This is a genomic window from Enterobacteriaceae endosymbiont of Donacia sparganii, from assembly GCF_012569045.1.
In the GTDB taxonomy this organism is placed as follows: domain Bacteria; phylum Pseudomonadota; class Gammaproteobacteria; order Enterobacterales; family Enterobacteriaceae.
Window position 1 is genome coordinate 441,635 of the sequence record NZ_CP046196.1, and the last position, 24,848, is coordinate 466,482.

Genomic DNA, 24,848 nt, shown 5'->3' on the forward strand with positions numbered 1-24,848 from the left:
AATAATATTTTATTAGAGTAATATTATGGAAAAAAAAAATTTTAAGAATGTATTAATTAATCTTATTAATATTAATAAATCTTTTTTAGGTAAAAAAATTATTTCTAATTTAAATTTAAATATAAATAATGGAGAATTTATTACTTTATTAGGTCCTTCTGGTTGTGGTAAAACAACTATTATTCGTTTAATAGCTGGTTTAGAAAAGGTTGATAGTGGTACTATTTTTCTAAATAAAAAAGATATAACAAAATATCCTGCAGAAAAAAGACAAATAAATACTGTTTTTCAAAATTATGCATTATTTCCTCATATGTCTGTATTTGATAATATAGCTTTCGGATTAAGAATGCAAAAGAAAAAATATAAAGAAATAATTACTAAAGTTGAAAAAATCTTAGATATAGTACAATTAAAAAAATTTATAAATAGAAAACCCCATGAATTATCTGGAGGACAACAACAAAGAGTTGCTATAGCTAGAGCAGTAATTAATAAACCAAAAATATTATTATTAGATGAATCATTATCAGCTTTAGATTATAGATTACGTAAAAAAATGCAAAATGAATTAAAAGCATTACAAAGAAAATTAGGTATTACATTCATATTAGTTACACATAATCAAGAAGAAGCTTTAAGTATATCTGATCGTATTATTTTATTACGTAATGGTAAAATAGAACAAGATGGCACTCCTAGAGAAATATATGAAGAACCTAAAAATTTATTTGTGGCTAAATTTATAGGTGATATTAATATATTTAATGCTGTTATTTTGAAAAAAATTGATAATAATCAAGCACAGGTTAATTTAGAAGGTTATATATGTAATATTAAAATTCCATTTCCTATTTTTATTAAAAAAAAAATACATGTTTTATTAAGACCGGAAGATTTAAAAATAAAAGAAATTAATTCAAATACTAATTTAACGACAGGTTTACTTGGTTATATAAAAGAAAAAAATTATAAAGGGATGACTTTAGAATCTACATTAGAACTTAATAATGGTAAAATAATTACTGTAAGTGAATTTTTTAATGAAAATGATCCTTATGTAGATCATTATCTTAATCAAAAAATGTTAATAAATTGGGTTAAAACATGGGAGGTTGTATTACCTTATGAAAAAAATAATGGAATATATTAAAAAAATTATAATTTTTTTAATTTTAAGTTGGTTATTATTATTTATTTTTTTACCTAATATTATTATAATTATAATTAGTTTTTTAAAAAAAGATAATTTTAATTTAATTATATTTAAATTTTCTTTTAATAATTATTTAAAATTATTAGATTTTTTATATATTAAAGTATTTATAAATACTTTACTTATTTCATTTATTACAACATTAATATGTCTTTTAATAGGTTACCCATTTGCATGGTGTTTAACAAAAATATCTCTTAAAAAGCGATCATTAATGTTATTTTTTTTATTTTTACCATTTTGGGTTAATTCTTTAATTAGAATATATTGTTTAAAAATGTTTTTAGGAATTAATGGATGGTTTAATCATATTTTACTTTATTTTAAAATTATTAATAATCCTATTTATATAATTTATACTCCTACCGCTGTTATTTTAGGATTAATATATATTTTATTACCTTTTATGATAGTACCTATATATTCTAGTTTTGAAAAACTAGATAAATTTTATATAGAAGCTGCTAAAGATTTAGGTGCTCAATATTGGAAAATTTTTTTTTACATAATTATACCATTAACTACTTCAGGAATAATTGCAGGATGTCTTTTAGTTTTTTTATCTAGTATGGGTATGTTTTATATTTCTGATTTAATGGGAGGTGCTAAAAATTTATTAATAGGAAATATTATTAAAAATCAATTTTTAAATATTAGAGATTGGCCTTTAGGAGCTGCAACTAGCACAATAATAACATTATTTACGGGTATTTTTTTAATATTATATTTTAAATTTATTAATTTTCTAAATAAAAAGGAATTTAAAAAAAATGTTTAAATATATTTGTAGAACTATTTTTATAAATTTAATTTATCTTTGGTTTTATATACCAATTATTCTTTTAATAATAAACTCTTTTAATAAATCAAGTTTTGGAATTATATGGCAAGGATTTAGTTTAAAATGGTATTATTTAATCATGCATAATTCCTCTTTATTAGAAGTTACATATCATTCTTTATGTATTGGTATTATTACTGCAACTTTTACAACTTTTATGGGATTACTAATAGCTATATCATTATATTATTATAATACACATATTAAATCTTTTATAAGTACTTTATTATTTATAGTAATAATTTCTCCTGATATTGTAATGGGTATTTCTTTATTATTATTATTTATTTTTTTAAATTTTTCTTTAGGATTTTGGTCTTTATTATTTTCACATATTACATTTTGTTTACCATATGTAGTAATTAATATTAATTCTAGATTACAAAATTTTGATAATCGTATAATAGAAGCTGCAAAAGATTTAGGAGCTAATGAAATGATTATTTTAACCAAAATCATATTTCCTATGATATTACCTTCTATTTTTTCTAGTTGGTTATTAAGTTTTGCTTTATCTCTAGATGATATAACAATATCAACATTTGTAACAGGACCTGAATATGAAACACTTCCTTTAAAAATTTATTCAATGGCAAAAATAGGTATGACTCCTGAAATTAATGTTTTAGTAACTATATTAATAATTATATCTTTATCTTTAGTAATTATAAGTAGAATTATTTTAGGAAAATATAAATCATATAATGAAATTACTTCTTTATTAGATTAATTTTTTATTAAATAAAAAATTAAATTTGACATTTATTACAAAAAAAAGTACTTCTGTTCCTCTGTATTATTTTAATAATTTTTTTTTTACATATTTTACATAATTTATTTTGTCTGCCATATACAAAAAAATATTTAGAATAAGTTCCATTATTATTATTAGGTAATTTATAATTATTTATAGTGGAACCACCACATTTTATTGACTTATATAAAATATATTTAATTTTTTTTACTAAAATTGTAATTTCTTTTAAACTTAAAGTATTTGATATGCGAATAGGTAATATTTTTGATAAAAATAAAGATTCATTAGCATATATATTACCTATACCTGTTACTATTTTATTATCCATTATTAATATTTTAATAGAAATATTTTTTTTTTTAGTAAAATTATATAAATATAAATTATTAAATTTATTTTTTAGTGGTTCAAGTCCTAATTTTTTTAAAAATATATTTTTTTCATAATTTTTTTTTTCCCATAACCAAAACCCAAATCTTCTAATATCTGTATATCGTAAAATTATATTTTTACTTATAATTAAGTCAATATGATCATGTTTATCATATGAAAAAATATTTTGATTATTTATAATTGATAATTTACCTGTCATCCCTAAATGTATAATAATAGTATTATTAAATAAAATTAATAAAATATATCTTCCTCTTCTCTTAATATTTAAGATTTTTTGATTCTTTATTGTAATAATATCATCAGGAATAATATATCTTAATTTTTTATTTCTTACTATAGAATAGTTTATTTTCTTTCCTTTTAAAAAAGGTTTTATCATATTTTTAATTACTTCTACTTCAGGTAGTTCAGGCATAAAATTTATTTACCAATACAAAATTGAGAAAAAATACTGTTTAATAAATCTTCAGAAGTAAATTTACCAGTAATAGAATCTAATTCTTTTTGTATTAAATTTAAATCTTCTGATAATAACTCTATTGATAATGTATCTAAAAAATTTTTTTTTCCCTTTATAAGATATTTATATATTAAATTTAAAGAATTTAAATATCTTTCTTTTGCTGTAAATTGATCTTCAATGTTATTAGTATATGTAATTTTTTCTTTTATAAAATTCATTAAAATTGAAATTCCCTTTTTTTTTTTTATTGATAATTTTATAATTACATAATCATTATTATATATTATTTCAGGAAGATTATTTGTTATATCTATTTTATTACGTATAATTATAATAGGAATATTTTTTATAAATTTTTTTAAATAATCATTAATAATTTTAGATAAATCTTTTTGTGAAATTTGATCTTCTACTACTAAAAATAAATAATTAGAATTTTTAATTTCTTTAAAAATTTTTTTAATACCTAAAATTTCAATTTGATTACTAGTATTTCTAATACCAGCAGTATCTATAATTTCTATTGGAACTGAATTTATATAAATATTTTCATGTAAAATATCTCTAGTTGTCCCAGGAATATTAGTTACTATAGAAATATTTTTATTAGTAATTAAATTCATTAAACTAGATTTACCAGAATTAGGAGGGCCAATTAACATTATTTTAATTCCTTCTTTAATCCTTATACCATTTTTTACATATTTGATAATATTTATTAAATATTTTGATAATTTTTCTAATTTTATTAGAATTTTTTTACAAAAAAAAGAAAAATTTAATTCATAATTAAATTCAAGAAAAGATTCTATTTGTACTCTTAATTGAATAATTATTTTTTTAAAATTATTTAATAATAATGAAAATTTACCATTCATTAAATTCATTGCTGAAAATACAGCTGCTTTTGAATTAGCTGTAATAATATCAGCAATTGCTTCAGCTTGAGTTAAGTCTATTTTTTTATTTAAAAAAGCTCTTTTAGAAAATTCTCCTGGAGAGGCAATTCTAATATCAGGTATATTAATAATATCATTTATTAATAAATCCATTAATATGGAATTTCCATGACATTGTAATTCTAAAATATCTTCTCCAGTAAATGAAAAAGGTTTAGGAAACCATAATACAATACCTTTATCTATTATTTTATTTTTATAAAAAAAAGACAAATAATTTGCATATCTTGGTTTAATATAAGTCAATTTTAATGTGTATTTGATTACATCTATTACTTTATTACCAGATATTCTTATAATTCCTATACTTCCCTTACCTAAGGGAGTTGCTCTTGCTATTATTGTATCTGTTTGTTTTTCCATAATTTTATAAATTTAATGATTAAATTAAATAATTTTAATTGTTTATTTTATAAAAAATTAGTTTTTGTTGTAAAATAGTTATTAAATTATTTACTATATAATATAAAACTAAACCAGAAGGAATCCATAAAAAAAATAAACTAAAAATAATAGGCATTATATATGCTAATTTTTTTTGTATAGGATCAATATCATAATTATTTTGAGAAATTAATTGAATTATAAACATAGTAATACTCATTATAATAGGTAAAATATAATATGGATCTTCTGAAGATAAATCTTTAATCCAAAAAACAAAAGGAGCATGTCTTAATTCTATAGAACTAGTTAATACATAATATAAAGCTAAAAAAATTGGCATTTGTATTATAAAAGGAATAAAACCAGAAAATGGATTTAAATTTTCTTTTTTATATAATAAAATCATTTCTTTACTAAAACGTTCTTTATCATTACCAAAAATTTCTTTAATTTTTTTAATTTGTGGTTGTAATAAATTTATTTTAGCAATAGTAATATATTGTTTTTTAGATAATGGATATGTTATTAACCGTATTATAATAGTAGTTATAATTATAGAAAAACCCCAATTTCCTATTAAATTAAATAATAAATTTAATAATTTAAATAATGGTTTTGATAAAAACCAAAAGAAGCCATAATCTATGGTTAGATCTAAAAAAGGTGCAATTTTAGAAATTTTTTCTTGAATTTTAGGTCCTATCCATAATTTAGATAAAAAATTATGTTTTTGTCCTGGTAAAATTAAGTAATTAGAAGATTTAAAACCAACACTTATGATATTATTAAATAATTTTTTTATATATATAGTATTTTCTTTAGGAAGATTTGGAATTATCCAAACTGAAGTAAAATATTTTTGTAATATAGCTATCCATCCTTTATTAGTGTTAATATTTATATTTTTGAAAATATTAGAAAATTTATATTTTTTAAATTTATTATTTTCTGTAGAAAAAGCTATGTTATCAAATATTTTAGAAGTAATATTACTATATTTTTTATCTAAGTATTTTTTAGGTGTATTAATAGATTTATCTATCTGTCCAAATATACCTATATTAATAGGTTTTTGAGTTTTATTAAAAATTTGATGATTAATATTTATTAAATAGCTACCTCTGACAAAAGTAAATACTTTAACATATAAAATATTATTTTTTATAAAAAATAAAGGAACTCTTAATATTTTTTTATTCTTTTTTAATTTAAAATAATTTGATTTTATAAAAAATTTAGAATTTTTGTAAAAATCCTTAATTTTTTTTATATTATCTTCTTTAATTATACCACTTTTTACTTGATATATAAAATCAGAATTTTTTCTCAATAAAATAAGAAATTTTTTAGAATTTAATTTGTCTAAATAATCTAATAATTGTACTTGTTCAATAGTACCTCCATAAGGATTAATATATAAAATAAATTTATCAGTTTTAATTACAATACGATTATTTCTAATAATATTAGAAGATTTTTGATATTTATCATCTATATTTATAATATTTTTATTGCTAATTTTATTATTATTATTTCCTATATAATTATATATTTTTTGCCAATTACTTAAAATAATAAAACTAAATAAACAAAAAATAATTAAAAGAATATTATTTTTTGAATTCATTATTTATATTCTCATTTTAATTTATTTAATAAAATAAAATTAATTATAACTTAAAATTAATAATTTAGTTTAATTTTTAATATTATTTCTAATAAAAACTATATTTTTTAAAAAAAATTATTTTTTTTTAAAAAAATTCCATATATTTTCTAAATTTTTTTTAAAATAAAAATTATTAATTTTTAATATATTTTTATTTTTTATAATAAAAATATAGTCCATAATTAAAAATGAATATTGATTTAAACGAAAATATTCACGAATAATTCTTTTAAATTTATTTCTAATATTTGTTTTATAAATTATTTTTTTAGGTATAATTATACCTACACGAGAATATTTAATTTTATTGAACTTACTTAAAATAATAAAAAATTCATTATGTAATTTTTTAGAATTACTAAATATAAGATTAAAATTTAATGAAGTTAAACGTTTTTTTTTAGAAAAATCTAAATTGTTCACTTTTTATTTAAATTTTTTATCTGATATACTTAAATAAATACGTTTTTTAGCACGGCGACGACTTATTATTTGTCTTCCATTTTTTGTTTTCATTCTATTTCTAAAACCATGAGTTCTTTTTTTTTTTAATATAGATGGTTGAAAAGTGCGTTTCATAAAATTAACACCCATACATATTCTATAATATGCTTATTATTACATAAAATAAATATTTTATATATATTTATTTATAAATTTTTAAAATAAATAATAATTATTATTAATTATTTAATTTAAATTATTAAATAATATATTATGGTATAATTATAAATAAAAATTTATATTATAATTTTTTTCTAAAAAATAAAAATTATGGAAAATAATATTATTATTAATCGTGAATTATTAATTAAACCATTACAATATGTAACAAATATTATTAATAACAGATCTATATATCCTAATATTAGTAATATTTTAGTAGAAATTTTAGATAATGGAATAATTTTTTTTAAAAGTACTAATCTAGAAATAGAAATCACTTCTTTTATTAAAAATAAAGATAATAAAAAAAAATATTCTATTATTATTCAAGGAAAAAAATTTTATAATATATGTCGTAGTTTACCTAAAAATCATGATATAAAAATATTATTTGATAAAAATAAAGCTATTATATCATCAAAAAAATGTTATTTTATAATATCTACTTTACCAGCAGATAATTTTCCTACTATAGATTTTTTAAAACATGATATAGAATTTAATTTAAAAAATAAAATAATAAAAAAATTTATACATGCTACTTATTTTTCAATAGCAGATAATGATGTAAGAAAATATTTAAATGGATTATTATTACAAATTAAAAATAATATTTTAAATATTGTATCAACTGATGGTCATAGATTATCTATTTATAATTATATTATAAATACAAAAATTATTGATTATTATGCTATAATACCTAGAAAAAGTGTATTTGAATTATTTAAATTAGTGAATAATACTGACGAATTAGTTAATATTAAAATTAATAACAATAATATTTGTTTTATTTTTAAAAATTTAAAATTTATATCTAAATTAATTAAAAGTAATTTTCCTGATTATAAAAAAATTATACCTAAATTTTTCTATAAAATTGTTAAAATTAATCGTATAAAATTTAAAAATTCTTTAAATAGAATTTCTATTCTAGTAAATGAAAGAACTAAAGGAGTAACATTATTATTTAATAATAACTATTTAAAAATATTTAGCATTAATATTAATAATGAAAAAGCTGAAGAAATATTAAAAATAGAAAAATATAATAATGAAGAAAAATACGATATCAGTATATCTTTAAATATTAATTATTTAATTGATGTAATTAATATACTAGAAAGTGACATTATTAAAATCTCTTTTATTAATAATATTTCTACTATTCGTATAGAAGATAATTATGATAAAAATAAAATTTATTTAATAATGCCCATGAAAATTTAAAAATAATACTTAATATTATATAAAAAAAATGAGAGTGAAATTTGATAAATAAATATTATGATTCATCTAGTATTCAAATTTTAAAAGGATTAGATGCAGTAAAAAAAAGACCAGGAATGTATATCGGAAATACAGATGATGGAACAGGATTACATCATATGGTATTTGAAGTTATAGATAATGCTATAGATGAATCTCTTTCTGGTTATTGTAAAAATATAAATATAATTATACATAATGATAATTCTATTTCCATTATTGATGATGGAAGAGGTATACCTACAGATATACATAAAGAAGCTAAAATATCTGCAGCAGAAGTAATTATGACTATATTACATTCAGGAGGAAAATTTAATAATGAATCATATAAATTATCTGGAGGATTACATGGTGTAGGAATTTCTGTAGTAAATGCTTTATCAAAAAAATTAGAATTAATTATTAAAAGAAATGGAAAATTATATAAACAATTATACCATTATGGAATACCTCAAGATAAATTAAAAATTATTGGTATTAGTAATAGTACAGGTACTAATATTAGATTTTGGCCTAATTATGATATTTTTACTAGAATTAAATACTTTAATTATAAAATTTTATCTCAAAGATTAAGAGAATTATCATTTTTAAATTCTGGATTATTTATTTCAATTACCGATAATAAAAATAATAAATATGATTGTTTTAAATATAAAGGGGGGATAAAAGAATTTATTAAATACTTAAATAAAAATGATAATCTTATTCATAAAAATATTTTTTATTGTTTTACTAAAAATAATAATATTAATATAGAAATAGCTATGTTATGGAATAATTCTTTTAAAGAAAAAATATACTGTTTTACTAATAATATACCTCAATCAAACGGAGGAACACATTTATCTGGATTAAAATCAGCTATAACACGTACATTTAATTTATATATAGAAAAAGAAAAATATAATAAAAAAAAAAATATAAGTGTAACAGGAGAAGATACTAGAGAAGGACTAACAGCACTGATATCTATTAAAATTTTAAATCCAAAATTTTCTTCTCAAACTAAAGAAAAATTAATATCATCAGAAGTAAAATCATTAGTAGAATGTTATGTTAATCAACAATTAATGTTTTTTTTATTAGAAAATCCGAATGATGCCAAAAATATAATAAATAAAATTATACATGCGGCAAAAGCAAGAGATATGATAAAAAAGACAAAAGAAATTATTAAAAATCAAAATATTTTCAATATATCTAGATTACCGGGAAAATTATCTGATTGTCAAGAAAATAATCCTGCATTATCTGAAATTTATTTAGTAGAAGGAGATTCTGCTGGAGGATCAGCAAAACAAGGTAGAAATAGAAAAAACCAAGCTATCTTACCATTAAAAGGGAAAATTCTTAATGTTGAAAAAGCTGGATTTAATAAAATTATCTCTTCTCAAGAGATAATTACCTTAATTACAGCTTTAGGTTGTAATATTAATTCCGGAAAATGTAATTTAGATACATTAAGATATCATAATATTATTATTATGACAGATGCAGATGTAGATGGAGCTCATATACGTACTTTATTATTAACATTTTTTTATCGTCAAATGCCGAAAATTATTGAAAAAGGACATATATATATAGCACAACCGCCATTATATAGAATAAAAAAAGGTAATCAAAAATTATATATTAAAAATAATGAAGAAATGGAATTATTTATATTAAATATAGCTTTAAATAAAGCTATATTTTTTTTCAAAAATTCAAAAGAAAAATTATTAGATAAAAAATTATGGATATTAGTGAATGAATATAATTTTATTAAAAAAATTATACAATCTTCTTCAAAATATTTTTTTCCTAAAAAAATATTATATGGATTATTATATAATCTAAAATTAGATAAATTACATGATTATAACAATGTTAATTTATGGTTAAATAATTTATTATTATATTTGAATAAAAAATCTATAAATATTAATTACTCAGGAAATATAAATAAAAATATAGAAAAAAATATTTTTGAACCAATAATTTATGAAAATAAATATGGTAATAAAAATAAATATTTATTAAATTATAATTTTTTCTTTAGTAAAGAATATAAAAAAATATGTTTATTAGGAAATAAATTACTTTCTTTAAAAGAAAAGAAAATTTCTCATGTAACAAAAGGTGAAAAATATAAAAATATTTCCTCTTTTGAGGAAGGTATAGACTGGTTATTAAAAGAATCAAAGAAAAGTTTTACTATACAAAGATATAAAGGTTTAGGAGAAATGAATCCAAACCAATTATGGGAAACAACTATGAATCCTTTAACTCGTAATATGTTAAAAGTAACAATTAAAGATGCAATAATAGCTGATAAATTATTTTCAACCCTTATGGGTGATGAAGTAGAACCTAGAAGACTATTTATAAAAAATAATGCATTAAAAGTAACTAATATTGATATTTAAAAAAATTATGTAAAATGTTTAATTTAAATAATTAAAATTTTTTTAAAAAAAAATATAAAATAATTTAACTAATAAATTTAATAATTATTTAGATTCATTAATTTAAATTTTTTATCTATATTTTTTTCATAACTATTTATAATTTTTTTATTTATTAAACCTTGTTCAATTTCTCTTAATGCTAAAATAGTTGTTTTGTCATTTTTTTCAGATAATAAAGGAATTTTACCTCTAATTTGTATTTGTCGTGCTCTTTTTGCAGCTATTATAACTAAATCAAATCTATTACCTATTTTTTGTACAGCTTTTTCTACTGTAACTCTAGCCATAAATATATTATCTCTTTTATAAAAAAATTTATTATAAAATTTTATTTAAATAATTTTTTTATTATATATAAAAAATATAATATCATATATTTTAAAGATATAAAAATATATATTATCTATAATCAATTAATATAATAATTTTTTAAAAAAAAATACTGAAATTTTAATGTAATTAAAGGATAATTTTATATGAATTTTAATAATATTCCTGCTGGGAAAAATATTCCTAGTGATATTAATGTAGTTATTGAAATATCTTCTAATTCTAATCCAATAAAATATGAAGTGAATAAAAAATATGGAATGTTATTTGTAGATCGTTTTATTACTACACCTATGTTTTATCCATGTAATTATGGATATATAAATAATACCCTATCTTTAGATAAAGATCCTTTAGATGCAGTTGTAATAACTAAATATCCTATTATTCCAGGATCTGTGATTAGATGTCGTCCTATAGGTTTATTAAAAATGATAGATGAATCTGGAGATGATAAAAAAATTATTGCAGTACCACATGATAAAATTTCTCAAGAATATACTTTTATTAAAAATATAAAAGATTTATCTATTTTATTACAAAAACAAATTATATATTTTTTTCAACATTATAAAGATTTAGAATCAAAAAAATGGTGTAAAATTAATAATTGGGGAAATCTTTTTCAAGCTCATAAAGAAATTTTATCTTCTATTGAAAGATTCCAAAAAAAAGATAAAAATAATTAATCTTTTTTATTTAAAATAAATATTAATTTAATATTTAAATAAATTTATAGTATTATATTTTTTTAATTTTATTAATGAAATTATTTTTTAATAATTTATTATTAATAAAATTTATAAATTATTTTTTTAAAAAAAAAATTATATTATTTAATAATATATAATTAATTTTAATTTAATAAAATAAAAAATATAAAATTTTTAATTTATTATTTTTTAAAAATATTTTAATAATATTATTATATATTTTATTAATTTAATAAGGAAATAAAATGTCTAAAATAAAAAAAATCATAGGTAGAGAAATTATTGATTCTAGGGGTAATCCTACTATTGAAGCAGAAGTTCATTTAAATAATGATATAGTTGGAATAGCTTCTGTTCCTTCAGGAGCTTCAACAGGATCTAAAGAAGCAATAGAATTACGTGATAAAGATAAAAAAAGATTTTTAGGTAAAGGAGTCTTAAAATCTATTAAAATAATTAATACTGTTATTAATAAATATTTAATTAATCAAAACTCATTAAATCAATCATATATTGATAATATCATGATTAATTTAGATAATACTGAAAATAAATCAAATTTTGGAGCTAATACTATTTTAGCTGTCTCATTAGCTAATGCTAGAGCTTCTGCGTTATTTAATAAAATACCATTATATAAATATATTAGTCATATTAATGGTATATCAAAAAAGTTTTTTATGCCATTACCAATGATTAATATTATTAATGGAGGTAAACATGCTGATAATAATTTAGATATACAAGAATTTATGATTCAACCTATTGGTGCAAAAAATATAAAAGAAGCTATACGTTATGGTGTAGAAATTTTTCATCATTTATCTTTTGTACTTAAAAAAAATAAATTAATTACTTCAGTAGGAGATGAAGGTGGATATGCTCCTAATTTAAATAATAATAGTGAAGCATTTGAAATGATATCAAAAGCTATTAATAATGCTGGTTTTATTCTTGGTAAAGATGTTACCTTTGCTATTGATTGCGCTGCTTCTGAATTATTTTATGATAATAAATATCATTTAAATAGTGAAAAAATTAGTCTTTCTTCAAAAGAATTTACAAATTTTCTATTTAATTTAATAAAAAAATATCCTATTACTTCTATTGAAGATGGTCTAGATGAATCAGATTGGGATGGTTTTATATATCAAACAAAAAAATTAGGTGATAAAATTCAATTAGTGGGAGATGACTTATTTGTTACTAATATTAAATATTTAAAAAAAGGTATTGAAAAAAAAATAGCTAATGCTATTTTAATAAAACCAAACCAAATTGGTTCTCTAACAGAAACATTATCTACCATAAAAATGGCTAAAAAAGCAGGATATAAAATTATTATTTCTCATAGATCTGGAGAAACAGAAGATACATTTATCGCAGATTTAGCTGTAGGAGTAAATGCTGATCAAATTAAAACAGGTTCTATGAGTCGTTCTGATAGAAATGCAAAATATAATCAATTAATTAGAATTGAAGAAGAATTATAAATTTTTTTTTATAAACTATGTTGTGTATGTATCCAACATAGTAAAATATTATTTTTAATATATTCATTTAACATGAAAATATATACAGAAAAAGAAATAATTTTTTGGTTAAAAAAGCAAAGTTTTTTTACTAAAAATTTGTTAAAAATATCTTATTTATTAAATTTTATTAATATATGTATAATAATAATACAAAATTGGATTTTAGCACAACAAGTACAAAATTTCTTTTTAAAAGAAATTAAAAATAAAATTTTTTATTATTATATAATAATATTATTTTTATGTTTTATTATAAAAGGATTTATAACTATTATAGTAGGTAAAATTAATTTTCATTATAGTCAGTTAATAAAATTTTCTATTAGAAAAAAAATTTTAAATAAATTAACATTTAATTATTATGAAAAATTAAAAAATCAAACATCAGGATCTGATTTATCATTAATTATAGATCAAGTAGAAAATTTACAAGATTATTATAATAAATATATACCTCAATATTTTACTGTAAAAATATCATCATTAATAATTTTATTTACTATTTTTTTTATTAGTTGGATGTTAGGAACAATACTTATAATAATAAGTATATTAATAATTTTTTTTATAATAATAATTGGAGAAAAAACTGTAAAAAAAAATAAAAAAAATTTTAAAATATTATCTATTTTAAATGGATTATTTTTAGATAGATTAAAAGGTATAGAAACTATTAGATTATTTAATTTTCAAAAAATAGAAATAAAAAAAATTTCATTATATATTGAACAATTTAGAAAAAAAAATATTGAAATATTAAAAATTATTTTTTTAACTTCATCAATTTTAGAATTTTTTTCTTCTATTTCTTTAGCATTTATTACTATGTATTTTAGTTTTATATATTTACATATAATAAATTTTGGTTTTTATAACCAAAATATTAAAATATTACATAGTTTTTTTATATTAATATTAATTTCCGAATATTTTCAAAATTTTAATAATTTAGGATTACTTTATCATATTAAATTAAAAGCAATTGCAGCTGCAAATGATATCATAAAGTTATTAAATAATAAAAAATATATTAATTTAAATCATGAAAAAAAATATTTTTTAAAAAAAATTAATAAATTAGAAATAAAAGCTAAAAATTTAATAGTTAAAAATAAAAAAGGTAATATATTAATAGGTCCTATTTCTTTTAAAATAACTTCTGGACAAAATATAATTATTAATGGTCCTAATGGATGTGGGAAAACAACATTATTTAATATTTTTCTAGGTCTTTATCCATATGATGGTTCTTTAAAAATTAATAATATTGAATTTAAAGATATAAATTTATATAGTTGGTATAAACAAATCTCATTTGTTAGACAAAATCCTAAATTACCTTCTATAACAATTAGAAAAAACTTATTTTTTCATAAAAAATTAAATAAAAAAAAAATAAAAAAAATTATAGAAGAAATTGGCATAATAAATTTTTTAAAAAAATTACCTAATGGATTAGATACTATTTTATATAAAGAAAATACTTATTTATCAGTAGGACAGATACAAAGAATAGCTATTGCTAGAGCTTTAATTAAAAATTATATATTCTTATTATTAGATGAACCTATATCTAATATAGATATAAAAAGTCAACATGATATTATTCAAACAATACAAAAAAATACTTCATTATCAAAAATAAGTATAACAATTACACATAAAATATATAAAATAGATTATTATAATGAAATTTGGTATATGAAAAATGGTAAAATTATTAAAAAAATATATTCTAAAATTTAATAAAATAAATAATTTTTTATTTAAAAAAGGAAATTTTTAAAAATGTTTAATTTATTATTTTTTTTAAAATATTATCAAAAATATATCAAAAAAATTTTTTACGGGATTTTATTATCTATAATTAATAATTTAATGAATATATTATTATCTATAATATCAGGATATTTATTAACTTCTACTTTTTTATTAGGTATTAAAAATTATTATATAGATTATAATTATCTTATACCTGCCACTATTATTAGAATTATTTCAATAATAAAAATCATTACAAAATATTTTGAAAAAATAATTCAACATAATAATACTTTATTTTTATTAAAAAATTTAAGAATTTTAATTTTAAAAAAAATATTTCCACTATATCCATCTAATTTAATTACAATTAATAATATTGAAATTTTAAATATATTAATTTCAGATATTGAAACATTAGATTTTTTATATATGAAAATTATTTCTCCTATTTTTATTATAAGTATAATAACTTTAATAATTTTAATAAATTTAAGTTTTTTTGATATAATTTTTTCTTTAATTTTATTTATAACTACTATATATTTAGTATTATTCTATATTTTTTATTTTTATAATAAAGGTAAAATTATAGGAAAAAAAAATATAAATATAAAAAAAAAATACTATTATTTTATCAATAATATATTATCATTTTATACAGAATATAAAATATTTGAAGATATAAAACATATTTTTAATAAAATTAAAATTTTAGAATTAAAATGGCAAACAATACAATCAATACAAAATAATTATAATATTCAATCACAATTACTAATTACTTCCATAATTGATATTAATATTTTATTACTATTAATATATAGTCATATCTATAATATAAAATTACAACATAAATTTATATTATTTTTATTATTTTTAATTACATTTTCAAAAATATTATTTCCTTTAAGTAATATTTTTCAAAATATTAATGAAATATTTTTATCAGCTAAAAAAATTTTTAATATTATAGAACAAAAACCTATTATTTGTTTTATAAATAAAAATTTTAATAATAATAATTCTTCTTTGAAATTATATATTGATAATTTATCATTCTATTATAATAGAAAATATCCATATATTTTAAAAAATATATCTTTATATATAAAGAAAAAACAAAAAATAGCTATTACTGGTCATAATGGTTGTGGAAAATCAACATTATTAATGTTATTAACTAGAGGATGGGATCCTGTAAAAGGTAATATTTATTTAAACGAATATAATTTAAAAAAATGGAGTTTATCTTCATTAAGAAAAAATATAAGTGTTATGACTCAAAAAATATATTTATTTAGTGATACACTAAAAAACAATATTTTATTAAATAATCAAAATAATATCAATATTAATAATGATTATTTAATAGAAATTTTAAAATTAGTTGGTTTAGAAAAATTATTAGATAATAATACAAATTTAAATGAATGGATGGGAGAAGGAGGAAGAATCCTTTCAGGAGGAGAATTAAAAAAATTAGGTATAGCAAGGACTATATTACATAATGGAAATTTAATATTATTAGATGAACCAACAGAAGGATTAGATATAATTTCATCTAAAAAAATAATTAATTTAATTTTATCAATTTTTCAAAAAAAAACAATTATATTTATTACTCATAATATTAATATAATGAAAAAAATGGATTATATTTATTTTATGGATAATGGTTATTTGATTGAACAAGGTAAATATAATAACTTAATAAATAAAAAAGGTTATTATTGGGATTATTTAAAAAATAATATATGATAGTATATCTAACCTTAACTTATAATGAAAGGAGTAATAATGTCTAAAGAAGATAATATAGAAATGCAAGGAGTAGTATTAAATACATTACCTAATACTATTTTTCATGTAAAATTAGAAAATGGTCATGTAATAACAGCTCATATTTCTGGTAAAATGAGAAAAAATTATATTCGTATATTAACAGGAGATAAAGTGACTGTAGAATTAACTCCATATGATTTAGAAAAAGGTAGAATTATTTTTCGTAGTCGTTAGTTAATAAAATTATTCACTTTATTATATATAATTATTTAATAATTTAAAAATAATAAAAGAATATTTCTTTTTATAAAAAAAATACATATTTACATCTTATTTAAAAATTTTTGTACATCCAGTGCAGCCATACATCCTGTAGCTGCTGAAGTGATTGCTTGTCTATAATTATTATCTATAACATCACCAGCAGCAAAAATTCCTGGTATACTTGTTTGTGTAAAATTCAAACTATTTAATTTATCATTATTTATTAAAATATAACCATTTTTATCCATTTTTAATATATTTTTAAATAAACTACTATTAGGAATAGTACCTATTAAAATAAATAATCCATAGATTGGTATTATTTTAATATTTTTATCATATATAGAATATATTTTAATACCTGTAATTCCAGTATTATTTCCTAAAATTTCCTTTACAATATAAGGAGTATGTAAAATTATTTTCTTATTTTTTAGTATTAATTTTAATTTTTTAAGTAATATTTTTTCTGCATTGAAAGTATTTTTTCGATGAATTAAATGTACTTTAGAAGTAATTGTTGATAAATATAAAGCTTCTTCTACAGCAGAATTACCTCCTCCTATAACAGCAACTGTTTTATTACGATAAAGAAATCCATCACAAACAGCACAGGAAGATAATCCTTTTCCTATAAATTTTTTTTCAGAATCTAAACCTAAAAATTTAGGATAAGATCCAGTAGCAATAATTATACTATTACATATATATGTAAATAAATTACCTTCTACAATAAAAGGAGATTTTTTAAAATTAATAATTTTTATTATTGTATCACTAATAATATTAGTGCTAAAATATTTAGCATGGTTATGTAATTGATCCATTAATTTTTGTCCAGTTATATTTGGAAAATTTCCTGGCCAATTTTCTATATTAAATGTTTGTGTTAATTGTCCTCCAATGTTATTTCCTGTTACTAAAATAGGATTTAAATTAGCTCTTGTTGCATATATAGCTGCTGTATAACCAGCAGGTCCAGATCCTAATATAAGAAGTTTTGTTTTTTTATTGGGTTTCATATAAATTTATATATTTTTAATATTTTAAATATTATATATAGAATATATAATATTTAAATAAAATATTTTTAAAAATTATAATATTTAAAATAAATTTATGTTAATAAACATATAAATTTATTTATTTAAAATAGGAAATATTATGTTAGATATAAATTTATTACGTAATAATATTAATTATGTATATAAAATTTTGAAAAAAAGAAATTTTTATTTAGATATTAATCTTATTAATAAATTAGAAAAAGAACGTAAAAATTTTCAAATAAAAATAGAAAAATTACAAATAAAAAAAAATAAAATATCTAAAATTTTAGCTAAAAAAAATATTAATAATATATCTGAATTAAAAATAATAGTAATTAATATTAATAATCAGATATCAAAATATAAAATTTTATTAAATAATATTAAAGACAAAATAAATAATATTTATATTACAATACCAAATCTTCCTTTAGAAGATGTACCTATAGGAAATAATTATAATGAAAATAAAGAAATAAAAAAATGGGGTAAAATAATTAAATATGATTTTCCTATAAAAGACCATGTAGAATTAGGTATTTTAAATAAAGGTATTGATATAGAAGCAGGTGTTAATTTAAGTGGATCAAAATTTATTGTATTAAAAGGATTAATAGCATATTTACATAGAATACTTATTCAATTTATGTTAGATATTCATATAAATCAACATCATTATAAAGAGGTTTATGTTCCTTATATAGTTAAAAAAAAAACTTTATATGGAACAGGACAGTTACCAAAATTTAGTAAAGATCTTTTTCATATAAAAAATTTTAAAAATTCTAATACATGTGAATATTTTTTAATTCCTACAGCGGAAGTACCTTTAACAAATTTAGTATATAACCAAATTATTGAAGAAAAAAAATTACCAATTAAATATGTTGCTCATAGTCCTTGTTTTAGATCTGAAGTTGGTTCATATGGGCAATATAATAAAGGTTTAATACGTACACATCAATTTGATAAAGTAGAATTAGTACAATTAGTAAAACCTCAAGATTCCATCCAATCTTTAGAACAAATTACTGATCATGCAGAAAAAATATTACAATTATTAAATTTACCGTATAGAAGAGTATTGTTATGTACAGGAGATATGAGTTTTTCATCAAGTAAAACTTATGATTTAGAAGTATGGTTCCCTTCAAAAAATAAGTATTATGAAATTTCTTCCTGTTCTAATATGTTAGATTTTCAATCTAGAAGAATAAAAGCTAGATATAGAGAAATAAAAAATAAAAAAATGACTTTTATACATACTTTAAATGGTTCAGGACTAGCAGTAGGAAGAACATTAGCAGCAATTATAGAAAATTATCAGCTTAAAAATGGATCTATTAAAATACCTAAAATTTTGCAACCATATATGCAAGGGCTAACGCATATAAAATAAAAAAATTTAATAACTAAATAATTTTTTATATTATAATTTTTGTTAAAAAAAATTTTGTATAGAATTATATAGATTAATAGTTTTAAATAAACGAGTAGTTACTATAAAAATAGTATTATCTCCAGCAATTGTACCCGTACCCCTAGTACGCTTTCAGATTTATCTAAAGAATCTAATAAATAAACTATTAATTAAGCTTAAGCTACTCCAGGAGTTAATATGAATAATAATTAGAATATCATTATAATCAATATCTATTACTAAATCTTTTAATGACTAGTTATAGTGCACCTAATCTTCCTATAGGAAGACAGTATATCATTTCCATTTTAGTATTTCTAATTCTTAATACTCCAAATTTTGTTAACATTCTAAATACTTTAGATTGATTAATAATATGAAATTTCTCTTTTTAAACACGTACAATTTCTGTTTTATTACCAAATTTTTCTTTTTTATTAAATTTTTAAATATTTTAATTAAATTAGCTTTTTTTATATAAATTATACTCATAAAATTAATCATAAAAATAAAAGAAAAATATCATTTATTTTAAAAAAAATAATTATTATTATTTTGAATAATAATTTTATTAAAATAATTTTTATTATTTAAAATAAAAATAATTTCTAGATACTACTAAAGTATACAGTACTCAAACAAAAAGACTAATTGCATTTATAATATAACTATATTATCATACTTTAATAAAAATTTATATTTTTTTATTAAAAATTTAAAAATAAATAAATTATATAACTTTATTAATTACTTATATTTTGGATATATATATAAAATGAGTATTTTATTAAAAAATAATTTTAATCGTCAGTGGCATCTTATAAATGCAAAAAATAAAATTTTAGGAAGATTATCTACTATAATAGCCCATTATTTAATGGGAAAGCATAAAATTTTATATGCACCTCATATTGATATAGGTGACTATATTATAGTTATAAATGCGAATAAAATTAAAATAACAGGTAATAAAAAAAAAAATAAATTTTATTTTAGTCATAGTGGTTATTCTGGAGGATTAAAAAAAATATCATTTGACAAATTAATTATTAAAAATCCTTGTAAAATAATTAAACATTCCGTAAAAGGTATGTTACCTAAAAACAAAATAAGAATATTAATGTTAAATAGATTAAAAATCTATACTGGTATAAAACATAATCATGTAGCTCAAAAACAAAATATTTTAAATATTTAATTATATTATTAAGGATATAAATTCTATGAAAAAAATTAATTATAAATATACTGCAACAGGAAGAAGAAAGAGTTCTTCTTCTAGAGTTTTTATCAAAAAAGGTAACGGAGATATTAATATTAATAAAAAAAATATAAATATTTTTTTTTCTAGAAATACACATCGTATAATGATAATGAAACCTCTAGAATTAATTAAAATGCATGATAAATTAGATTTATATATTACTGTTAAAGGTGGAGGAATTTCAGGACAAGCTGGAGCAATTAGGCATGGAATTACAAGAGCTTTAATAAAATATGATATTCTTTTTAGAAAAGATTTAAAAAAAGCAGGTTTTATAACACGTGATGCTCGTAAAGTAGAACGTAAAAAAGTAGGTTTTAAAAAAGCTAGACGTAGTCCTCAATTTTCTAAACGTTAAAATTATAGTTTTATTAATTTTATAAATTATTTTTTTATAAAATACAGCAAAACTTTTTATTTATCTCAATAAATTTATTAAATATTATAATCTATATTTATTTTATTTATTTTAATATTTTAATTAATATTTTCAGAGAAAAAAATGGATAAATTTAGAATAAAAGGTCCAGTACAATTAAAAGGAGTTGTTAATATTTCTGGTTCTAAAAATGCAGCTTTACCAATTTTATTTGCATCACTTTTAATAGATGAATTAGTAGAAATTAAAAATATTCCTAAGCTAAAAGATATAAATATAACAATTAAATTACTTTTAGAATTAGGAGTAAAAATAAAAAATGGTAAATCATTAAAAATAAATGCAAGTCATTTATATAAAAATTATAATTTACCAAAAAATTTAATACAATCCATTAGAGCTTCAATTTGGTTAGTAAGTCCTTTATTAGTACGTTTTAAAAAAATAAATTTATTTTTACCTGGTGGTTGTTCGATTGGTAAAAGACCTATTGATTTACATATTAAAAATTTAAAAAAATTAGGTGCAAATATTAATATTAAAAATAATTATATTATCGCATCTATAGATAAAAATTTTAAGGGTTCCCATATTATAATGGAAAAAAATAGTGTAGGAGCTACAATTAATATTATTTTAGCTGCAATTTATGCATATAATATAACTACTATTGATAACGCTTCAAAAGAACCTGAAATAAAAGATTTAATTAATTTTTTAAATACTATGGGTGCTAATATAAAAGGAGCAGGAACAAATAAAATAATAATTAAGGGTGTTTTAAAATTAAAAGGAGGTATTTATACTATAATGGATGATAGAATAGAAACAGGAACTTTTTTAATAGCTGCAGCTATATCTAAAGGAAATATTTTATGTAAAAATACTAATCCTAAAAATTTAGGTATAGTTTTAAAAAAATTAAAATCTGCTGGAGCAGAAATAAAAACAGGTAAAGATTGGTGTAGTATTAATATGACTTATAGAAAACTTAAAGCAGTTAATATTATTACAGGACCATATCCTAATTTTCCTACTGATATGCAACCTCAATTTACTTTATTAAATTGTATTGCTTTAGGTAAAAGTATAGTAACAGAAACTGTTTTTGAAAATCGTTTTTTACATATACATGAATTAATTAAAATGGGTGCAAATATTTTTAAAAAAAATAATAAAATATTTTGTAAAGGAGTTAAATCACTTTATAGTGCAAAAATTAAAGCTACAGATTTAAGAGCATCAGTAAGTTTAGTCTTAGCAGGATGTATTGCAACAGGAATAACTATTATTAATAATATAAATTATATTGATCGGGGATATGAAGATATAGAAAATAAATTAATTTCTTTAGGTGCTAACATTACAAGAATAAAAAATAATAAAATTTAATTTAAATTAAATATTTTTTATAAATTTATTATATTTTATTTTATCAATAATTTTATTTTAAATTATTTTATAAGGATTAAAATCAATGTATGCTGTTTTTGATAGTTGTGGTAAACAATATAAAGTTATTCAAGGACAAATCATAAAACTAGAAAAAATTATAGGGAAAATTGGAGATAAAATTGAATTTAAAAATATTTTAATGATATATGATCAAAATAAATTAAATTTAGGAAAACCTATTATTCCAGGAGCAAAAATAATAGCACAATTAATATTACATGGAAAGAATAAAAAAATTAAAATAGTTAAATTTCGTAGAAGAAAACATTTTCGTAAAATACAAGGTCATCGTCAATTATTTACTAATATAAAAATTCTTAAAATTAAATATTTAATATAAGAGAGTATTTTATGGCACATAAAAAAGCTGGAGGATCTTCTAGAAATGGTAGAGATTCACATTCTAAAAGATTAGGTATTAAATGTTTTGGAGGAGAAAGAGTAAAACCAGGTTTTATTCTTATAAGACAAAGAGGTAATAAATTTCATGCTGGAAATAATGTAGGATGTGGTAAAGATCATACTTTATTTGCTAAAATAAATGGGATTGTTAAATTTACTAATAAAGGAATTAAGAAAAAAAAATATATTAATATTATTAATATATAATAATTATATTTAATTTTTAATTTTAATTAAATAATGAATTATTATTAGATATAAAATATATATTTTTAAAAAGTGGAGTTATAATGAAATTTCTTGATGAAGTAATTATATATATTAAAGCAGGTAAAGGAGGAGATGGATGTATTAGTTTTTATCGTGCAAAATTTATTCCTAAAGGAGGTCCTGATGGAGGAAATGGAGGAAATGGAGGAAATATATATTTTATATCTAATAATAATATTAATAATTTAAATAATTTTCATTATAAAAATAATTATATATCTGAGAATGGATTTCGAGGACAAAGTTATCAACGTACAGGAAAAAATGGTAAAGATTTTATTATTAAAGTTCCTATAGGTACTAAAATTATTGATGTTAAAAAAAATTTAGTTCTTATAAATTTAAAAAAAAATAAACAAATTTTTTTAATTGCAAAAGGAGGAGAAGGTGGATTAGGAAATATTAATTTTAAATCTTCTATAAATAGAACTCCATTTAAAAGAACTAAAGGTAGTTTAGGACAAAAAAAAAAAATAAAATTAGAATTTATTTTAAAGGCAGATATAAGTGTTTTAGGATTACCTAATTCAGGTAAATCAACATTTATTAAAAAAATATCTTCTGCTAATACTAAAATTGGTAATTATTATTTTACAACAACAAAACCTATTTTAGGAGTTATTAAAAATAAATTACATAATTCTTTTATTTCAATATTAGATGTACCTAGTATTATTAAAAAATCTTCAGTTGGTAAAGGATTTGGATTAAATTTTATTAAACATTTTAAATATTGTAATTTATTATTACATTTTATAGATTTATCATTTATTAAAAATAAATATTATATCTATAATGCTATAGATATTATTAAATTTGAAATGATAAAATATAACAAAAAAATTCTTTTAAAAGAACAATGGTTAATTTTTAGTAAAATTGATTTATTAAGTACTAAGGATGATTTAATATTTGATATTAATAAAATTTTAATAAAATATAAATTTATAAAAAAAATTTATTTAATTTCATCTAAAAAAAATATTGGTATAAATACATTATATGTAGATATTTTAAAATATTTTAAAAAATAAAAAATTATTTTCTCTAATAATTACATAAAATATTTATATAGTTTAATTATATTTTTTTATTAAATAATTATATTAATTTTAATTTTATTTAATTTGGATTATAAA

At 18.0% G+C, this 24,848-nt stretch carries 24 protein-coding genes and 1 pseudogene; 17 read left to right on the forward strand and 8 right to left on the reverse strand.

Annotation, left to right across the window (positions count from 1 at the left end):
• The first annotated feature begins 25 nt into the window (after window positions 1-25).
• The 3 genes from potA to potC are packed head-to-tail and all read left to right on the forward strand — an operon-like array spanning window position 26 to window position 2,787.
• A complete protein-coding gene (gene potA, locus GJT98_RS02130; RefSeq protein ID WP_168821370.1) occupies window positions 26-1,153 on the forward strand; it encodes a spermidine/putrescine ABC transporter ATP-binding protein PotA in 1,128 nt (375 codons plus the stop codon).
• Complete coding sequence (potB, locus tag GJT98_RS02135) at window positions 1,128-1,994, forward strand: spermidine/putrescine ABC transporter permease PotB (protein WP_168821372.1); 867 nt, start codon at window positions 1,128-1,130, stop codon at window positions 1,992-1,994. The genes potA and potB overlap by 26 nt, the downstream gene beginning before the upstream one ends.
• Entirely contained in the window at window positions 1,987-2,787 is an 801-nt protein-coding gene (potC, locus tag GJT98_RS02140) for a spermidine/putrescine ABC transporter permease PotC (RefSeq protein WP_168821374.1), read from the forward strand. Before potB ends, potC begins: the two co-directional genes overlap by 8 nt.
• Before the next feature lie 19 nt (window positions 2,788-2,806).
• Here the strand turns inward: potC and mutM are convergent, their stop codons facing one another.
• The 5 genes from mutM to rpmH form a co-directional block, all read right to left on the reverse strand.
• The gene (gene mutM / locus GJT98_RS02145; protein ID WP_168821376.1) at window positions 2,807-3,625 is read right to left on the reverse strand and encodes a bifunctional DNA-formamidopyrimidine glycosylase/DNA-(apurinic or apyrimidinic site) lyase; all 819 of its coding nucleotides are present in this window, start codon (window positions 3,623-3,625) and stop codon (window positions 2,807-2,809) included.
• 5 nt (window positions 3,626-3,630) lie between these two features.
• The gene (mnmE, locus tag GJT98_RS02150) at window positions 3,631-4,995 is read right to left on the reverse strand and encodes a tRNA uridine-5-carboxymethylaminomethyl(34) synthesis GTPase MnmE (RefSeq protein WP_168821377.1); all 1,365 of its coding nucleotides are present in this window, start codon (window positions 4,993-4,995) and stop codon (window positions 3,631-3,633) included.
• A gap of 34 nt (window positions 4,996-5,029) precedes the next feature.
• The gene (yidC, locus tag GJT98_RS02155; RefSeq protein ID WP_168821380.1) at window positions 5,030-6,646 is read right to left on the reverse strand and encodes a membrane protein insertase YidC; all 1,617 of its coding nucleotides are present in this window, start codon (window positions 6,644-6,646) and stop codon (window positions 5,030-5,032) included.
• A gap of 117 nt (window positions 6,647-6,763) precedes the next feature.
• Window positions 6,764-7,111, reverse strand: coding sequence for a ribonuclease P protein component (gene rnpA / locus GJT98_RS02160; RefSeq protein ID WP_168821382.1), 348 nt, complete (start codon window positions 7,109-7,111; stop codon window positions 6,764-6,766).
• Between the two features lie 3 nt (window positions 7,112-7,114).
• Window positions 7,115-7,267, reverse strand: coding sequence for a 50S ribosomal protein L34 (rpmH, locus tag GJT98_RS02165; RefSeq protein ID WP_168821384.1), 153 nt, complete (start codon window positions 7,265-7,267; stop codon window positions 7,115-7,117).
• Window positions 7,268-7,462: 195 nt separating this feature from the next.
• Here rpmH and dnaN point away from each other — a divergent pair, with 195 nt between their 5' ends.
• Both dnaN and gyrB read left to right on the forward strand, forming a co-directional pair.
• A complete protein-coding gene (gene dnaN, locus GJT98_RS02170; protein ID WP_168821386.1) occupies window positions 7,463-8,584 on the forward strand; it encodes a DNA polymerase III subunit beta in 1,122 nt (373 codons plus the stop codon).
• 44 nt (window positions 8,585-8,628) lie between these two features.
• A complete protein-coding gene (gyrB, locus tag GJT98_RS02175; RefSeq protein ID WP_168821453.1) occupies window positions 8,629-11,040 on the forward strand; it encodes a DNA topoisomerase (ATP-hydrolyzing) subunit B in 2,412 nt (803 codons plus the stop codon).
• 77 nt (window positions 11,041-11,117) lie between these two features.
• Here gyrB and rpoZ read toward each other — a convergent pair whose 3' ends face one another.
• Complete coding sequence (gene rpoZ / locus GJT98_RS02180; RefSeq protein ID WP_168821388.1) at window positions 11,118-11,369, reverse strand: DNA-directed RNA polymerase subunit omega; 252 nt, start codon at window positions 11,367-11,369, stop codon at window positions 11,118-11,120.
• A 189-nt stretch (window positions 11,370-11,558) separates the two neighbouring features.
• Between rpoZ and ppa the strand changes: the two genes are divergently transcribed.
• The 5 genes from ppa to infA all read left to right on the forward strand — a co-directional run bounded on the left by ppa (window position 11,559) and on the right by infA (window position 17,440).
• Window positions 11,559-12,101 carry an inorganic diphosphatase gene (gene ppa, locus GJT98_RS02185; protein ID WP_168821390.1) on the forward strand — a complete coding sequence of 181 codons (543 nt, stop codon included), beginning with the start codon at window positions 11,559-11,561 and terminating at the stop codon, window positions 12,099-12,101.
• 269 nt (window positions 12,102-12,370) lie between these two features.
• The gene (eno, locus tag GJT98_RS02190) at window positions 12,371-13,618 is read left to right on the forward strand and encodes a phosphopyruvate hydratase (protein ID WP_168821392.1); all 1,248 of its coding nucleotides are present in this window, start codon (window positions 12,371-12,373) and stop codon (window positions 13,616-13,618) included.
• Between the two features lie 72 nt (window positions 13,619-13,690).
• Entirely contained in the window at window positions 13,691-15,406 is a 1,716-nt protein-coding gene (locus GJT98_RS02195) for an ATP-binding cassette domain-containing protein (protein ID WP_168821394.1), read from the forward strand.
• Between the two features lie 42 nt (window positions 15,407-15,448).
• On the forward strand, window positions 15,449-17,182 hold the full coding sequence (locus tag GJT98_RS02200) for an ATP-binding cassette domain-containing protein (RefSeq protein WP_168821396.1): 1,734 nt from the start codon (window positions 15,449-15,451) through the stop codon (window positions 17,180-17,182).
• 39 nt (window positions 17,183-17,221) lie between these two features.
• Entirely contained in the window at window positions 17,222-17,440 is a 219-nt protein-coding gene (infA, locus tag GJT98_RS02205) for a translation initiation factor IF-1 (protein WP_168821455.1), read from the forward strand.
• 89 nt (window positions 17,441-17,529) lie between these two features.
• Here the strand turns inward: infA and trxB are convergent, their stop codons facing one another.
• Window positions 17,530-18,492, reverse strand: coding sequence for a thioredoxin-disulfide reductase (gene trxB, locus GJT98_RS02210; RefSeq protein WP_168821398.1), 963 nt, complete (start codon window positions 18,490-18,492; stop codon window positions 17,530-17,532).
• 142 nt (window positions 18,493-18,634) lie between these two features.
• Here trxB and serS point away from each other — a divergent pair, with 142 nt between their 5' ends.
• The gene (gene serS / locus GJT98_RS02215) at window positions 18,635-19,918 is read left to right on the forward strand and encodes a serine--tRNA ligase (RefSeq protein WP_168821400.1); all 1,284 of its coding nucleotides are present in this window, start codon (window positions 18,635-18,637) and stop codon (window positions 19,916-19,918) included.
• 42 nt (window positions 19,919-19,960) lie between these two features.
• Here the strand turns inward: serS and GJT98_RS02220 are convergent.
• Window positions 19,961-20,431: pseudogene (locus GJT98_RS02220) on the reverse strand (arginine repressor).
• 283 nt (window positions 20,432-20,714) lie between these two features.
• On the opposite strand from GJT98_RS02220, the gene rplM reads away from it, so the two are divergent.
• From rplM to cgtA, 6 genes are all read left to right on the forward strand, one after another.
• Window positions 20,715-21,137: a 50S ribosomal protein L13 gene (rplM, locus tag GJT98_RS02225; protein WP_168821402.1), complete on the forward strand. Its 423-nt coding sequence runs from the start codon at window positions 20,715-20,717 to the stop codon at window positions 21,135-21,137.
• Window positions 21,138-21,162: 25 nt separating this feature from the next.
• Complete coding sequence (rpsI, locus tag GJT98_RS02230) at window positions 21,163-21,561, forward strand: 30S ribosomal protein S9 (RefSeq protein WP_168821404.1); 399 nt, start codon at window positions 21,163-21,165, stop codon at window positions 21,559-21,561.
• Window positions 21,562-21,705: 144 nt separating this feature from the next.
• Entirely contained in the window at window positions 21,706-22,974 is a 1,269-nt protein-coding gene (gene murA / locus GJT98_RS02235; protein ID WP_168821407.1) for a UDP-N-acetylglucosamine 1-carboxyvinyltransferase, read from the forward strand.
• A gap of 85 nt (window positions 22,975-23,059) precedes the next feature.
• Complete coding sequence (rplU, locus tag GJT98_RS02240) at window positions 23,060-23,377, forward strand: 50S ribosomal protein L21 (RefSeq protein WP_168821409.1); 318 nt, start codon at window positions 23,060-23,062, stop codon at window positions 23,375-23,377.
• 11 nt (window positions 23,378-23,388) lie between these two features.
• Window positions 23,389-23,646, forward strand: coding sequence for a 50S ribosomal protein L27 (gene rpmA, locus GJT98_RS02245; RefSeq protein ID WP_168821411.1), 258 nt, complete (start codon window positions 23,389-23,391; stop codon window positions 23,644-23,646).
• Between the two features lie 83 nt (window positions 23,647-23,729).
• The gene (gene cgtA / locus GJT98_RS02250) at window positions 23,730-24,743 is read left to right on the forward strand and encodes an Obg family GTPase CgtA (protein ID WP_168821413.1); all 1,014 of its coding nucleotides are present in this window, start codon (window positions 23,730-23,732) and stop codon (window positions 24,741-24,743) included.
• Window positions 24,744-24,848: the final 105 nt, after the last annotated feature.

What these genes read in the sequence shown, in the direction of transcription:
- potA (WP_168821370.1), top strand. Translation starts at nt 26, where the DNA reads ATGGAAAAAAAAAATTTTAAGAATGTATTAATTAATCTTATTAATATT.
- potB (WP_168821372.1), top strand. Translation starts at nt 1,128, where the DNA reads ATGAAAAAAATAATGGAATATATTAAAAAAATTATAATTTTTTTAATT.
- potC (WP_168821374.1), top strand. Translation starts at nt 1,987, where the DNA reads ATGTTTAAATATATTTGTAGAACTATTTTTATAAATTTAATTTATCTT.
- mutM (WP_168821376.1), bottom strand. Translation starts at nt 3,625, where the DNA reads ATGCCTGAACTACCTGAAGTAGAAGTAATTAAAAATATGATAAAACCT.
- mnmE (WP_168821377.1), bottom strand. Translation starts at nt 4,995, where the DNA reads ATGGAAAAACAAACAGATACAATAATAGCAAGAGCAACTCCCTTAGGT.
- yidC (WP_168821380.1), bottom strand. Translation starts at nt 6,646, where the DNA reads ATGAATTCAAAAAATAATATTCTTTTAATTATTTTTTGTTTATTTAGT.
- rpmH (WP_168821384.1), bottom strand. Translation starts at nt 7,267, where the DNA reads ATGAAACGCACTTTTCAACCATCTATATTAAAAAAAAAAAGAACTCAT.
- dnaN (WP_168821386.1), top strand. Translation starts at nt 7,463, where the DNA reads ATGGAAAATAATATTATTATTAATCGTGAATTATTAATTAAACCATTA.
- rpoZ (WP_168821388.1), bottom strand. Translation starts at nt 11,369, where the DNA reads ATGGCTAGAGTTACAGTAGAAAAAGCTGTACAAAAAATAGGTAATAGA.
- ppa (WP_168821390.1), top strand. Translation starts at nt 11,559, where the DNA reads ATGAATTTTAATAATATTCCTGCTGGGAAAAATATTCCTAGTGATATT.
- eno (WP_168821392.1), top strand. Translation starts at nt 12,371, where the DNA reads ATGTCTAAAATAAAAAAAATCATAGGTAGAGAAATTATTGATTCTAGG.
- GJT98_RS02195 (WP_168821394.1), top strand. Translation starts at nt 13,691, where the DNA reads ATGAAAATATATACAGAAAAAGAAATAATTTTTTGGTTAAAAAAGCAA.
- GJT98_RS02200 (WP_168821396.1), top strand. Translation starts at nt 15,449, where the DNA reads ATGTTTAATTTATTATTTTTTTTAAAATATTATCAAAAATATATCAAA.
- infA (WP_168821455.1), top strand. Translation starts at nt 17,222, where the DNA reads ATGTCTAAAGAAGATAATATAGAAATGCAAGGAGTAGTATTAAATACA.
- trxB (WP_168821398.1), bottom strand. Translation starts at nt 18,492, where the DNA reads ATGAAACCCAATAAAAAAACAAAACTTCTTATATTAGGATCTGGACCT.
- serS (WP_168821400.1), top strand. Translation starts at nt 18,635, where the DNA reads ATGTTAGATATAAATTTATTACGTAATAATATTAATTATGTATATAAA.
- rplM (WP_168821402.1), top strand. Translation starts at nt 20,715, where the DNA reads ATGAGTATTTTATTAAAAAATAATTTTAATCGTCAGTGGCATCTTATA.
- rpsI (WP_168821404.1), top strand. Translation starts at nt 21,163, where the DNA reads ATGAAAAAAATTAATTATAAATATACTGCAACAGGAAGAAGAAAGAGT.
- murA (WP_168821407.1), top strand. Translation starts at nt 21,706, where the DNA reads ATGGATAAATTTAGAATAAAAGGTCCAGTACAATTAAAAGGAGTTGTT.
- rplU (WP_168821409.1), top strand. Translation starts at nt 23,060, where the DNA reads ATGTATGCTGTTTTTGATAGTTGTGGTAAACAATATAAAGTTATTCAA.
- rpmA (WP_168821411.1), top strand. Translation starts at nt 23,389, where the DNA reads ATGGCACATAAAAAAGCTGGAGGATCTTCTAGAAATGGTAGAGATTCA.
- cgtA (WP_168821413.1), top strand. Translation starts at nt 23,730, where the DNA reads ATGAAATTTCTTGATGAAGTAATTATATATATTAAAGCAGGTAAAGGA.